This window comes from Shewanella sp. 1180_01, assembly GCF_052850535.1.
In genome coordinates this window covers 20,124-33,614 of the sequence record NZ_VXCT01000019.1, presented here as the reverse complement: position 1 = coordinate 33,614, position 13,491 = coordinate 20,124, and the positions used below count along the sequence as shown (strand labels likewise).

Below are 13,491 nucleotides of genomic sequence, written 5' to 3'. Positions count from 1 at the left end.
CAACAAGGAAAGAATATGATATTAAACCTGCGGTCTCTCACCACTTCCTTAGTGATTATGCTTAGCCTAGGCGCCTCTGCCCACACAGCGCAGGCAAGTTCAAGCAGTCTCTCTTCACCACTTCAAGACACATCAAGCCAGCATCAAGACACATCAAGCCAGCATCAAGACCTGACACTCGAACCCGCTTTTTGGTGGGCGGGAATGCAAAATCCTGAGTTACAGTTAATGCTGTATAGCCGCGATTTCCCTAGCTTACCGCAGCAGCTTAAGGTTGATATCCAAGGGCACGGCATCACGCTAAAAAGCCTTGAACACATTGATAACCCTCACTATCTGTTTATCAATTTAGATCTGAGCCAAGCTGCGCCGCAAACCTTTGAGCTGGTGATTTCCAGCACTGACTTGGCTTCAAAAACCAGCGCTTCAAAAACCAACACGCCTCTTTATCGCCTGCCCTATACGTTGCAAGCGCGTGTTAAGGGCAGCCGTGAACGCCAAGGGTTTAGCAATAAGGATGTGATTTACCTTATCACGCCAGACAGATTCGCCAATGGCGACACGAGCAATGACAATCAGGCCGATATGATAGAGCAAGTCGCGGCTAACTCTCCTAGCAATCCCAGCAACCCCTATTATCACGATGCTCGCCATGGCGGCGATATCGCAGGGATCAGCCAGCACTTAGCATATCTGGCAAAACTCGGGGTGACTCAGTTATGGATCAATCCACTGCTTGAGAATAATCAAGCCCAATATTCATACCACGGATACTCAATTACCAATTTGTACCGCGTCGATCCCCGCTTTGGCAGCAATGAGGATTATAAAGCCTTAGTCGCTAAGGCTAACAAGCTTGGCCTTGGGGTAATTAAAGATGTTGTCGTGAATCATATCGGCTCTAATCATTGGTGGCTCAACGATTTACCTAGCCAAGACTGGCTCAATGACGCCACAAAAACGCCGCTAAACAATCACGAATCCAAGCCTGACTTAACTCAGTCTGCCGATACTAAATCCAGCACTATCACATCCAGCGTTACCAGCCCCCGTTTTACCAGTCATAGGCGCACCACAGTGCAAGATCCCTACGCGGCAGCGCAAGATCATAGTGATTTTGTCGACGGCTGGTTTACCGACACTATGCCGGATCTGAATCAAAGCAATCCCAAACTGGCAACCTATCTTATCCAAAACAGTATTTGGTGGGTCGAGTACGCAGGACTTTCAGGGATCCGCGAAGATACTTATTCCTACGCCGACAAAGGGTTTCTCGCTAAATGGTCTAAGGCCGTAATGACTGAGTACCCGAATTTTAATATTGTGGGCGAAGAATGGACCGCAAACCCCATCACAATGTCCTATTGGCAAAAGGGCAAAATCAATATCGATGGCTATACCTCAGATTTACCCAGTTTGATGGACTTCCCGCTATATGAAAAATTGATTGCCAGCCTCAATGAGCCGGAAAGCTGGGACACAGGTTTTATCAAGCTTTATGAGATGTTAGCCAACGATCTTGTGTATGCCGATCCCAGTCAACTAGTGCTATTTGAAGGCAATCACGACACCAATCGTATCTTCAGTTTAGTGAAGGAAAATATAGACTTATACAAGATGGCACTCACCTATGTGCTGACCGCCAAACGCATTCCGCAGCTGTTCTACGGTACAGAAGTGTTAATGACCAGCCCGACAGAAGGCCGTCACGATGGCGTTGTGCGCAGTGATTTCCCCGGCGGTTTTGCCAACAGTGCCACTAACGCCTTTACCGGCCAAGGACTGAGTGAACCCCAGCGACAAGCACAGCAATTTGTCAGAACCCTACTGAATTACCGTAAACAATCCCCTGCGCTACAATCGGGCGATTTACTGCACTTTGTACCGCAAGATGGCGTCTATGTGCAATTTCGATGCGTATTAAATGCACTATTATCTGCTGAACAAAAAGCCGAGGCGCTCAAGTCACGAATACAAAACAATTCTCTAACCCAACACAATGCCTGCACTCAGCCCTCGGCCGATAAAGTCATGGTGATTTACAATAAGAATGACAAGGCAGTCACGCTAGATATAAACCGCTTTGCCAGTGTACTTGGCGATAGCGGCGCCGCTACAGATATCATCAGTGGCAAAACAGTTTCACTCAATCAAGCGATAACATTGCCCCATGCAGGTGTCACTATCCTTGAGCTTAAGCCTAATTCTAAGTCTAAGTCGCCGCTGAATGCTGGCTTGCCGAGCCGCCAAGATTCAATGCTCTCTAGGAATCAAGCTAACGCTTTAACGCGCGCTCATACTAACAACAGTGCTATCAACCTAGCCAAACACTCAACTCAAAAAGGAACTCAGTCTTGAGCTTTTTATCACCTATCGATTCCAGAGTGACTCAGAGCCAACAAGCGGCTAAATTTCCCATAATGGCTTTACTGACCAAAGGGGCGAAAGCCCCGCAGCGCCGACAGTCGCGGCAATCATCACTCAGTTTATGTCTACAGTCTTTGTTTAATGCCTCTTTATCTAGTGCAGCTTTATTAACTGCCTCGCTTTTTTGCTTATCGGCCAATGCAAATGCATCGGCGCAGGCGCTTGATAATGAGTTACCGCCAAAGTCAGAGAGTGAGGTTATGACGCTAAAACCTGTCGTATATCAGATTTTTACTCGCCTTTATGGCAATAAAAACCCAACGAATAAACCTTGGGGCACGATTGCCGACAACGGTGTCGGCAAATTTAATGATATCGACGATGTTGCACTCAATAGCATCAAGGACCTAGGCGTCACCCATGTGTGGTACACGGGCGTTCCGCACCATGCATTGATTGGTGATTACAGTGAGATTGGCGTAAGTGCAGATGATCCCGATGTGGTAAAAGGCCGCGCAGGATCACCCTACGCAGTCAAAGATTACTACAACGTCAACCCAGATCTGGCGGTCAATCCTGCCAAGCGTTTAGCCGAGTTCGAGGCGCTCATTGCCCGTACCCATCAACACGGCTTAAAGGTGATTATCGATATCGTGCCAAATCATGTGGCGCGCCATTATCAATCCGTCAGTAAACCCCAAGGCGTGCGCGATTTTGGCGAAGATGATGATACCAGTCTAGAGTACGCCAAAAACAACAACTTCTATTACGTCGTTGATAACAGTGTGAAGGGAACGAAAGGACAAGCGCATGCCTTTGAGGTGCCAAGCTTACCCGCAGAGCTTAAACCGCTGGGCGGAGAAACTCACCCCTTAAGTGACGGTAAATTCGACGAATTTCCCGCAAAGTGGACTGGAAATGGCTCACGCTTAGCCAAGCCCGATGCTAATGATTGGTACGAGACAGTTAAAATCAATTACGGCGTACGCCCCGATGGCACCTATGACTTCCCTCGCCTGCCAGCCAAATTCGCCACTTTTACTGAAGCGCAGCATTACGCTTTCTGGCAACAACACTTAGCCAAGATCCCAAGCTCTTGGATTAAATTCAATCAGATTGCCCAATATTGGCTTGCAAAAGGAGTCGATGGGTTTCGATACGATATGGCCGAAATGGTGCCAGTGGAGTTTTGGAGTTACCTCAACAGCCAGATAAAACACACTAATCCCGATGCCTTTATCTTGGCCGAGGTCTATAACCCTAAGTTGTACCGAGATTATATCCAGCTTGGAAAAATGGATTATCTGTACGATAAGGTCGATCTTTACGACACCCTAAAAGCCGTGATGGCGGGTAAAACCAGCACAGCTAATATCGCGGCGGATCAGGCAAAAGTGCAGGATATTGAATCCCACATGCTGCACTTTTTAGAGAACCACGACGAACAACGTATTGGTAATGCAGCATTTTTAGCATCGTTACAAACGAATAAACCAACGAATAGCTCCCTAGAGACCCAAGCCGTAAATCCAAACTACGCCCTGCCAGCCATGGTCGTGTCGGCAACGATAGGCACTTCACCAACGTTAGTGTATTTTGGCCAAGAAGTGGGAGAAGCCGCCATCGACAATCCAGGCTTTGGTCACGCATCACGCACCAGTATTTTTGACTATGTTGGTGTCCCCGCCCATCAGCGCTGGATGAACAATGGCAAGTTTGATGGTGGACAATCAACGACGCAGGAAACCTCGCTGCGGGCTTACTATCAAAAACTATTAACGTTAAGCACAGGCCAAACGGCGCCTGCACTGTTAGGCCAATATTATTCACTCGATGCCACGAATCGCAGCAAGAAGAATGCGACTCAAAGTCATATCACTGAAAGTAACAGCGCTCAAAGTATGAGTACTCAAAATAGTTCTGCAAACGAAACGGGCTATGACGACAGCACCTTCGCCTTTGCCCGCTTCGAGGTGATATCTGGGACCTCAAAGCAGACTCAAAAGTTGATTGTAGTCAGTAACTTCAGTAAGACCGAATCAAAAGCCTTACAGCTCAAACTCCCCAAAGAGCTTATCCGTCAGTGGCAATTAAAGGACGGCGTATATCCGCTTAAGGATTTACTCGAAGATCATCAAACAAGCCAGCTGCAGCTTGAACAAGGCGAAGGCAAGATAGCGCTCACCCTAGCCCCGCTGTCGTCGGCGATCCTCTCGCTCACGGTTATGGCAGATGAGCGGAAAAGTGAGTCCGCGAGTAAGCAACTGAATGAGCAAGCGGCTAAATAAGTAAGCGGCTGAATAAGCATACTGCTGAATAATAAAGGTCGAATGCGTTCAGTAAATAATGTGATCGGCTTTTACGAGATAACACGTTGCGAAATAAGAACAGTTACTCTGCACAAAAGAATAAATACTTAGATGCACTGCTAAGACAATATCTTAAACGCGATATTAGGAAACCTATGTTACTCGGCATACACCACGCGGCGATTATTTGCAGCGACTATGAAAAATCCAAACACTTCTACGTGACAATTTTAGGGCTCAAGCCGCTGGCGGAACATTATCGGGCGCAGCGCAACTCCTTTAAACTCGATCTACAACTGCCGGATTTAAGTCAAATCGAGCTGTTCTCTTTTACCAAGCCGCCACAAAGACCGAGCTATCCCGAAGCTTGTGGGCTTAGGCATTTAGCCTTTCGGGTACAATCCATTGATGCAACCGTTGCACACTTGCAGTCACATAATATTGAAGTCGAAGCCATTCGTATCGATGAGTACACAGGTAAACAATTCACCTTTTTCAGCGATCCTGACGGCTTACCCCTAGAGCTTTACCAAGTTTAAAATATCGATGGAAACTCGAACGAGCTGCAAATATAAAAGCGTGTTTAACGCCGCTATAAAGTCAAAAACTTAAGTCACTGTATCAAGTGCGAATCTCAAGTTGCTGTTCAAATGCCAATACAAGTAGCAGTTCAAGTCACAGTGTGAAGTCGCAATATGAAGAAAGCTTAATCGCCGAAAGTCTGCTTTAAGATTACACTCACTGTGCTTAAGAACTCATTATGAGCAGTGACTAAGCACTAATGCGATGGGCTAATGTGATGCGCTATTACGACAAACTTAAGTCAATGCAGAAGATAAGAAGGAGCAAGGCGTGCTAGATAATCCCGCGGTACTGATTTGGAGCATGCTATTTGGTGTCTTCGGCATTGGTTTCTTCACCTATGGCAAACGCCAAGGCGCGCCCATCCCCCTCGTCGTTGGGATAACCCTGATGATCTACCCTTATTTTGTCAGCAACCTAATCTTACTCGTCTGCATCGGCATCGCCCTCATCGCGCTACCGTATTTTGTGAAGTTGTAACCGTAAGAGTCAGTTAAAAGTCATAAAATCTGCTGAGTTTTTACCACTTCAGCATAGGAATGCCATTGCTTATCCACTCACCTATAAATTAAATTTCGATTCATTTCATCAAGTGAACGGCAGCCCGAAGCAGCCAATAATGCCAAGAAATCGTCCAACATATGTTGGTGATAATTGCGGACTCTTTTCCACTTTTCTGCAACCACTAAGCCCCGCACTAATGTGGGGGTATTTGTGGTGACGCCTGTAGGGCATTCATTGGTGTTGCATTTCAAGGACTGAACACAACCTAAAGCCAACATCATACCCCGAGCGGAATTACACACATCAGCACCAATACAAAGGGCTTTAAACAGATCAAAAGCGGTAAATATCTTAGTCGCCGTAATCACTTTTATGTCTTTTTTAAGCTTGTAGGTATTGAGCGTATCCACGGCGAAAATCAGCGCATCTTCCCAAGGCATACCGACATAGTTTGAGAAATCGATGGGAGCAGCGCCCGTTCCCCCTTCCGCACCATCCACAGTGATGAAATCGGGTTTGATACCTATTTCGAGCATTTTAGTCCGCTTTTAGGTGCTGACAACCACTAGATAAATGTCGTCCCTGTTTTAAAAATGTTCACACGAGATCCCAGCGATAAATCCAACTACGCAGACTTGTCATGACATTTATGATCAGACACGCATAAGTATGTCCAATCACTCCTCCTCTATTTCATGGTGAATGAGTGTCATAGTGAATTTTTCCACGGTTGTTGGCGCAGTCCATCACACGCCTTACATGGCTTCCTAACACAAATTACTGAGCAATTGTCGCTGTGTTTTCGTTTGTACCCGCATTTTCTTTTTCTTGGATGACTTTCAGTTTTCTACGTTTTTTTTCGTTGTTGGAATCGTTCAGCCTTTCAAGGTTTTAGCCGCCAACTGAGTCATCAAAAAAATGTTAACGCACGATGAAAATAAATAAATATTCTTATTTTCAATAATTTACATTCTACTTAATTGCGTAGATTCGTTGACAGATAGGCCTGTAAGACACTAGTGTAGAAAGAGACTACTCGTGCTGTGCATTTTTTATGAACTCTGTGAGTTCATCATTCAATGCTTAACCGAGTAGAATTTATTCATGTGTTTTTTATGTAGCGTTAGTGCAAAAAAGCAGAACGGCGTAAAAGAGCGTCATGGAAAATGTTATGGAAAAAATAGTGATAAAAAACCTGTATAAGGTTTTTGGTGCTGAGCCTCGCAAGGGGGTGAAGTTACTTGAACAAGGGAAAAGCAAAGAGGAAATTTACGAACAGACAGGGCTGACGGTTGCCGTACAAGGTGCCAGCTTTAGCGTAAATAAAGGTGAGATTTTTGTCGTTATGGGGCTATCCGGCTCAGGAAAATCAACCCTAGTAAGAATGTTAAACAGGCTCATTGAACCCACGTCGGGAGAGGTATTAGTCGATGGCCAAAATATCCTAAACATGAATAAGGATGAACTGGTCAGGTTTCGCAGAAGTAAAACCAGTATGGTGTTTCAATCCTTCGCGCTTATGCCCCATCAAACAGTGTTAGAGAATGCTGCATTTGGCCTCGAACTCGATGGCATGGATAAAAAACAGCGTGAAGAGCGAGCCCTAGATGCTTTAAAACAAGTCGGACTTGAAGGTTTGGAGAAAGCCTATCCCAATGAGTTAAGCGGCGGTATGCAGCAGCGAGTGGGATTAGCGCGAGGCTTAGCGGTTGATCCTGATATATTGCTCATGGATGAGGCATTTTCGGCGCTTGATCCGCTTATCAAGACAGAGATGCAAGATGAACTGCTGAAACTGCAAGATCGTCATGAACGCACCATCATTTTTATCTCCCATGATTTAGACGAAGCATTACGGATTGGCGACCGAATTGCCATTATGCAGGGTGGGCGTGTGATTCAGGTGGGGACGCCGGAAGAAATCCTGCAAAATCCCGCAGATGATTATGTGCGCGCATTTTTCCGTGGTGTGGATCCAACCGGTGTTATCTCCGCTGGGGATATTGCCCGCGACAGTCAGCCAACCGTTGTTTGGCATACTAAAGCCGGTAGCCCACGCGCCACCCTAGAAATGTTGAGTATTAAAGATCGCGAGTTTGCCTATGTACTTGACTCAGAACACCGCTTTTTAGGTGTGGTCTCTTCAGACTCCCTGCGCGACGCTGTTGACCAAGGAAATGGTGCTAGCAAACTTGAGCATGCTTTTCTGACAGACGCTAAATCAGTTCAAGAAACAGATAGCCTTCAGGATATCTTACCCTTGGTCGCCTCCCATGCTTGGCCTATTCCAGTTGTAAACTCAGAAAGTAGATATCGCGGCGTTGTTTCTAAAAATCTGTTTCTTCGTACCTTAAACCGTGCGGAAAAGGGGACCTATTTTGAGCAGTCAGCATCTTAGAATACTCACTTCAGGAGTTTTATATCATGTTCAGTTTTGATGAAAGAGTGATTCCTTTAGATGTGTGGATCACCAATATAGTTAACTGGTTGGTTGAAGGCTATAGATGGTTTTTCCAACTGATCAAATGGCCCGTCGATTTTATTCTGTCTGGTGTGTCAGACGGTCTACTGGCAACCTCCCCTCTGCTTGTTATTGCCCTGTTTGGCGCCATTGCTTGGCGAGTGTCAGGTTTAAAACTGGCCATCTTTACGCTGTTATCATTGGTGCTCATTGGTCTACTCGGTTTCTGGTCAGAAACCATGATAACCCTCGCCATGGTCTTTTCATCCGTGGTGTTCTGCACCCTTGTTGGTGTGCCATTTGGGATATGGGCTGGACGCAGTGATCGTGTTAACAACGTTCTACGACCCATTTTGGACGCGATGCAAACGACGCCAGCCTTTGTCTATTTGGTCCCGATTGTGATGCTTTTTTCTATTGGCAATACCGCGGGTGTGTTGGCGACCATCATTTTTGCCCTGCCACCCTTGGTGAGATTAACCAGTCTCGGGATCAGGCAGGTACACCCAGAGTTAGTCGAGGCTGCGCTCGCCTTTGGGGCAACAAGCTCGCAGGTTTTACTTAAAGTTCAGATACCCCTTGCTTTACCGACCATCATGGCGGGCCTGAATCAGACCATCATGATGTCGCTCTCCATGGTGGTCATCGCCGCGATGATTGGCGCGGGTGGCCTCGGGGCACCTGTCGTTCTGGGCTTAAATACACTTGATATTGGTTTGGCCACGGTGGGCGGTCTAGCGATTGTTTTATTAGCCATCATTCTCGATAGGATCACCCAATCAATGGCGACCAAAAAAATAAGGACGTAAAATGAGACTTAAAAAAGTAATACTGGGTGCAGCGTTAGCTGCAATGACAGTGACGGGATCCGCAGCGCTTGCAGATACTCTCAATCCAGGGGAAGGCATAACCGTTAAACCCGCTCGGGCGACATGGGACACAGGTTTTTTTCAGGAAGCACTTGTTCGACGCGGTCTTGAAACGCTTGGGTATGATGTCGAAAAGCCTAAGACATTGGTCAATCCCATCTTTTATAAAACCGTCACACTCGGTGACATTGACTATTGGGCCAATGGTTGGTTTCCAATGCATAACGATCAGCTACCGAGTAATTTCGACGAGAAAGCTGAAAAGATTGGTTATGTTATTAAAGCAGGTGGATTAGGCGGATATTTAATCTCTAAAAAAGAAGCCGATAAATACAATATAACCTCTCTTGCAGATTTTAAACGCCCTGAAGTCAAACAAGCATTTGATACTAATGGAGATGGTAATGCGGATTTGACTGCATGTCCTCCTGGTTGGGGATGCGAAAAAATCATCACTCACCATATGGATGTTTACGGTCTGAAAGATTCGATTAATCCAGTGAAAGCGTCCTATGCTGCCGGGATGGCATCCGCTATGGCGGGTTATAAAAATGGTGGCCCGATATTTTTCTATACTTGGGCGCCCAACTGGACCATTTTTAAAATGAAGCCAGGCAAGGACGTTGTGTGGATAAACGTGCCTGAAATCAAACCAACAAAAGCCCAGAGTGCTGCCGTTGATCGGATGACGGTAAAGGGACTCGAAGGCGCGGTTTCCGATCCGATAAAACTGGGGTTTGTCGCTTCTGACATCCAGATCGTTGCCAACAAAAAATTCGCTAAACAAAATCCCGCCGCGAGGAAGTTTTTTGAGGTATTCACACTACCGCTCGCCGATATCAACGAGCAGAACACGCGTATGAACGAAGGTGAAAAGAGTAAGCAAGATATTCAACACCACGTTGATGGATGGATTGCCAAGAACCAAGATAAATGGAACGGTTGGCTTACTGAAGCACGAAACGCGGCTCAATAGCCTCAAGCTGTAACCTTAAATCTGGCCTGTGATGATAAAACGCAAACAACATCCACTTTCGGTTTGCGTTCTATCATCACTGGAACTTGTTTTCGGGGTCTTTCATCGACTCAGATCCACTTATTTGAGCCCTGTCCCAGCTCTTAGCGGCCTAACCTGATTCCACTATCTATCACTGGTCATGACTTTACTGGCTAAGCCAATAAGCAACACCCCTGATATCCCCTCTAAGGCTCTGGAATAACGCTGGGAATTGGGCCGACTAAATACCCAGCTTCCTGCCGACGCATAAAGGACGTTACACAGGGTCGCTAACAAACTGAAAATAAGACCAAGGGTTAACAGCTGAATTGACGTTGAACCCGCTAACGGGTCAATAAACTGCGGCAAAAAAGAGAGGAAAAATAAAGCGACTTTAGGGTTAAGTACACTAACGACAATGCCTTGGAAAAATACGTTGCCGTTTGGTTTGCTATTGTCATCAACCACAATTTTATTGTTGCCACGCCACATTGATATTAACGCTTGAATGCCTAAATACACTAGATACGCGGCGCCCAACCACTTCACAATACTAAAAGCCAACGCTGAGCTGAGAATGATGGCAGATAATCCCAAGCTAGCAGCAAGCGTGTGAACAAAATAACCCACACCTAAACCCATCGCAGCTTTAAGCCCACTGATCATTTTCCCTTTCATTGTGTTAGATACAATGTAGATAACATCGGGTCCAGGGATAAGATTGATAGCAAGGCAAGCAACTGCAAACAGTAATAGTGAATTTAAATCCATTTAATTTTTCTCCTTGTTAAACGCGTAATGTATCGCGCCCGCTTAAGTGGTGTCCGACGCAATACCACAGCCTCAGTAAACCACTTTAAAAATAAAATCAGAACGTTAACTACAAGTAAGTTGATAACCAGAGCCTGTGCTCAACTTTATATACTTTTTGCTCACGTCTTGATTCAAAGCAAACCTCAATTTGCTCATCCTTAACGATCTTAATTGGCGCTTAATTTTTTTATTCACGGCAAATCGTTAAACGGCGCAGCGCAAAAATCCCCAGGAGTGAAAGTATCAATAGCGATAAGCTGCCACCGCCGCTGTAACCTTGTTTATGTTCTATGGTGGCAATGTGCTCTTCTTTAACCCGTGTTTTAAAGCGGGCGAGCTCATCGTCTAAATTGACTATCATATCGTTCACCGCAAGATCAAAACCCTCATAGGATTTCTCCCTTAGGGTTGTCGTCACGCCAACAGCGGTTGAACTTTCAGTTAACTGATTTATGCCCGGCGACCTAAATAACATCTTTTGGCTGCGCATATCGAACACTGCGGTATCAACAAAGGTTTGGATTGCATTCTCATTGCCGGGGATTAAATACATGCCCACGATAGTCCAATAAAGAATGGCGGATTTGTTCTCGTGGCTTTGCATTAATTGATCGTAAGATACCAGCGCCATCACATCGACGTCATGCAGGCGGGCAACTTGCTGTAAGGTATTAAAGCCTTTGCCATTTTTAAGATAGGTGCTCGGAATGATTTCAATACGATCGATATAATCGTATTTAATAAAGGATTGTTTCACCTTGTTGAGCAAAGCGACTTGGGCGCGACTGTCTATGGCATCAGCTTGCCAATGGGATGAAGGTAAAAAAGCAATGCCGACGGTAATTGGCAAACGCAGCACAGGTAAGGATGGCTGCTGGGCTTGGCGACTCTTCTCATCTGGGTATAAGTATTCGACTAAGCTACTCGATACCGCCTTTTTATCTGTGGTATTGCCGTTAAAAAACGCGCTGCAGCCACTGAGTGAAAGCATTGCGAGTGAGATTATGCCGCTGGTTATGATCTTAAGTTTCATCTGTTTCCCTACCGTATCCATACACTGCCGCTAATGATGCTACTGAATTTATTACTAGCGGATATTGCTGGCAACCTTATCCACTCATTACTGTTAAAACAAGTTGTTATGTTCACATATCAAATCAAAGACATTCAAACTCAGGTTTTACATACCAATTTTAGATACAAAAAAGCCGCATCATAAAATGCGGCTAGTCAGCAGGTGCAACACGCAAATCAGCGCGCTCATACACTTTTTTGTGCACGCTTTTATGCAATAGGCTTAAGCGTATTTACGCACTTTTTTAAGCGCAATTTGTTGTTTTAACATGGATAAATGTTCGATAAACACTTTGCCATGTAAATGGTCGATTTCATGCTGTAATACTATGGCTAAAAACTCATCGGTTTCGATTTCAATAGCCTTGCCTGTTCTGTCTAAGGCGGTCACTTTGACCTTCTCAAAACGTGACACTTTAGCGCGATAACCGGGGATCGACAGACACCCTTCTTCACCCACAAACTCGCCAGACTTTTCGACGATTTCAGGATTGATCAGCACTTGAGGTTGGTCGCGACCGTCAGATAAATCGATCACGATAATCGCATCCGTACTGCCGACTTGCGTTGCCGCTAAACCGATACCATCATCCGTGTGATACATGGTTTCGATTAAATCATCGATAAATCCCTGAACAGCTTCAATATCTTTTACAGGTTGCGCTTTACGTTTAAGGCGCTCATCGGGAATTGTTAGAATATCGAGTACAGCCATGCCAGTTATCTTCTCTCATCGAGTCAAAAAAATTGGCGCTATTATGGACTATTTGACCATTTACACAATATTTAAGCTAAAAACAGTTTAAATATTTTGTTAGCAATCGAGATAGTCGATAAAAAATGTCGAGTAATGCATAATCCATTGAACGCTTAATGCCCTCACTTCTTCCGCTAAACCAGACTTTGCCGTTACACTAGCGCAACCTCGTCGCGGGCGACTTTTACTGTGTGACCTTTTAAGCCTTATTATCTGAGCATGAACACACATTTAGCTGAGGGCCAACTATTCGATGGCATCGTTTCCAAAAGACAAATCGCCGCTATATCGCTATCTTGAAAAAGATAAACAAGATGAACAGGATTTAGTGAGTCACCAGCCGCAAGCGGTTGACTTGTCTCCCATGGCGAAAATCTGGCATATCGTTGCGATGATCCCGCAGGGAAAAATCAGCAGTTATGGCAAAATTGCCGATTATGCGGGATTACCGGGGCGAGCACGTTATGTGTCCAAGGCACTCAAATTGGCACCCGAGCATTTGTCTCTGCCTTGGCACAGAGTCCTCAATAGTCAGGGTAAAATCTCCTTCGAGAAAAATTCAGTCTCCTTTCAGGAACAGATGGAATTATTAAGAATCGAAGGGATAACAGTGAACTGCGGCAAAGTTAGTTTGTCTGAGTACCTGTGGCGTCCCGATCTGGTCACTTTAGTCATGGCAATGCCATTTTAGTTTAATATACTGATCCATAAACTGTTTACATCGCTATTTACAGAAGTGTCGGCCTCGGCTATAACCT

The 13,491-nt window shown here is 45.4% G+C and carries 12 protein-coding genes; 8 read left to right on the top strand and 4 right to left on the bottom strand.

All coding sequences use genetic code 11. The features are described 5' to 3' along the window. Positions 1-15 precede the first annotated feature (15 nt). From FW758_RS11835 to FW758_RS11820, 4 genes are all read left to right on the top strand, one after another. A complete protein-coding gene (locus tag FW758_RS11835; protein ID WP_446445483.1) occupies positions 16-2,358 on the top strand; it encodes a glycoside hydrolase family 13 protein in 2,343 nt (780 codons plus the stop codon). Beyond that, positions 2,355-4,655, top strand: coding sequence for an alpha-amylase family protein (locus FW758_RS11830; RefSeq protein ID WP_446445482.1), 2,301 nt, complete (start codon positions 2,355-2,357; stop codon positions 4,653-4,655). Before FW758_RS11835 ends, FW758_RS11830 begins: the two co-directional genes overlap by 4 nt. Positions 4,656-4,831: 176 nt before the next feature. Continuing rightward, complete coding sequence (gene gloA2, locus FW758_RS11825; protein ID WP_347097719.1) at positions 4,832-5,215, top strand: SMU1112c/YaeR family gloxylase I-like metalloprotein; 384 nt, start codon at positions 4,832-4,834, stop codon at positions 5,213-5,215. 313 nt (positions 5,216-5,528) lie between these two features. After that, positions 5,529-5,738 (top strand): hypothetical protein, encoded by a 210-nt coding sequence (locus tag FW758_RS11820; RefSeq protein ID WP_006081509.1) that lies wholly within the window; start codon positions 5,529-5,531, stop codon positions 5,736-5,738. 77 nt (positions 5,739-5,815) lie between these two features. On the opposite strand, the gene FW758_RS11815 is transcribed toward FW758_RS11820, so the two are convergent. Continuing rightward, positions 5,816-6,298, bottom strand: coding sequence for a glutamate synthase-related protein (locus tag FW758_RS11815; RefSeq protein ID WP_446445481.1), 483 nt, complete (start codon positions 6,296-6,298; stop codon positions 5,816-5,818). A 635-nt stretch (positions 6,299-6,933) separates the two neighbouring features. Between FW758_RS11815 and proV the strand changes: the two genes are divergently transcribed. The 3 genes from proV to proX are packed head-to-tail and all read left to right on the top strand — an operon-like array spanning position 6,934 to position 10,068. After that, positions 6,934-8,160 (top strand): glycine betaine/L-proline ABC transporter ATP-binding protein ProV, encoded by a 1,227-nt coding sequence (gene proV / locus FW758_RS11810; RefSeq protein ID WP_012587751.1) that lies wholly within the window; start codon positions 6,934-6,936, stop codon positions 8,158-8,160. Between the two features lie 26 nt (positions 8,161-8,186). Further along, positions 8,187-9,032 carry an ABC transporter permease gene (locus FW758_RS11805; RefSeq protein WP_063884339.1) on the top strand — a complete coding sequence of 282 codons (846 nt, stop codon included), beginning with the start codon at positions 8,187-8,189 and terminating at the stop codon, positions 9,030-9,032. Position 9,033: 1 nt separating this feature from the next. Continuing rightward, on the top strand, positions 9,034-10,068 hold the full coding sequence (gene proX / locus FW758_RS11800; protein WP_446445480.1) for a glycine betaine/L-proline ABC transporter substrate-binding protein ProX: 1,035 nt from the start codon (positions 9,034-9,036) through the stop codon (positions 10,066-10,068). 165 nt (positions 10,069-10,233) lie between these two features. Here the strand turns inward: proX and FW758_RS11795 are convergent, their stop codons facing one another. The 3 genes from FW758_RS11795 to def form a co-directional block, all read right to left on the bottom strand. Then, positions 10,234-10,860 carry a LysE family translocator gene (locus tag FW758_RS11795; RefSeq protein WP_011846875.1) on the bottom strand — a complete coding sequence of 209 codons (627 nt, stop codon included), beginning with the start codon at positions 10,858-10,860 and terminating at the stop codon, positions 10,234-10,236. A 229-nt stretch (positions 10,861-11,089) separates the two neighbouring features. Further along, positions 11,090-11,935 carry a rhombotarget lipoprotein gene (rhlP, locus tag FW758_RS11790; RefSeq protein WP_259484119.1) on the bottom strand — a complete coding sequence of 282 codons (846 nt, stop codon included), beginning with the start codon at positions 11,933-11,935 and terminating at the stop codon, positions 11,090-11,092. 264 nt (positions 11,936-12,199) lie between these two features. After that, a complete protein-coding gene (gene def, locus FW758_RS11785; RefSeq protein WP_006081499.1) occupies positions 12,200-12,691 on the bottom strand; it encodes a peptide deformylase in 492 nt (163 codons plus the stop codon). A gap of 295 nt (positions 12,692-12,986) precedes the next feature. On the opposite strand from def, the gene FW758_RS11780 reads away from it, so the two are divergent. After that, positions 12,987-13,424: an MGMT family protein gene (locus FW758_RS11780; RefSeq protein ID WP_446445479.1), complete on the top strand. Its 438-nt coding sequence runs from the start codon at positions 12,987-12,989 to the stop codon at positions 13,422-13,424. Positions 13,425-13,491: the final 67 nt, after the last annotated feature.

Coding starts and splice junctions, on each gene's coding strand:
- FW758_RS11835 (WP_446445483.1), top strand. CDS start 16: ATGATATTAAACCTGCGGTCTCTCACCACTTCCTTAGTGATTATGCTT.
- gloA2 (WP_347097719.1), top strand. CDS start 4,832: ATGTTACTCGGCATACACCACGCGGCGATTATTTGCAGCGACTATGAA.
- FW758_RS11815 (WP_446445481.1), bottom strand. CDS start 6,298: ATGCTCGAAATAGGTATCAAACCCGATTTCATCACTGTGGATGGTGCG.
- proV (WP_012587751.1), top strand. CDS start 6,934: ATGGAAAAAATAGTGATAAAAAACCTGTATAAGGTTTTTGGTGCTGAG.
- FW758_RS11805 (WP_063884339.1), top strand. CDS start 8,187: ATGTTCAGTTTTGATGAAAGAGTGATTCCTTTAGATGTGTGGATCACC.
- proX (WP_446445480.1), top strand. CDS start 9,034: ATGAGACTTAAAAAAGTAATACTGGGTGCAGCGTTAGCTGCAATGACA.
- FW758_RS11795 (WP_011846875.1), bottom strand. CDS start 10,860: ATGGATTTAAATTCACTATTACTGTTTGCAGTTGCTTGCCTTGCTATC.
- rhlP (WP_259484119.1), bottom strand. CDS start 11,935: ATGAAACTTAAGATCATAACCAGCGGCATAATCTCACTCGCAATGCTT.
- def (WP_006081499.1), bottom strand. CDS start 12,691: ATGGCTGTACTCGATATTCTAACAATTCCCGATGAGCGCCTTAAACGT.
- FW758_RS11780 (WP_446445479.1), top strand. CDS start 12,987: ATGGCATCGTTTCCAAAAGACAAATCGCCGCTATATCGCTATCTTGAA.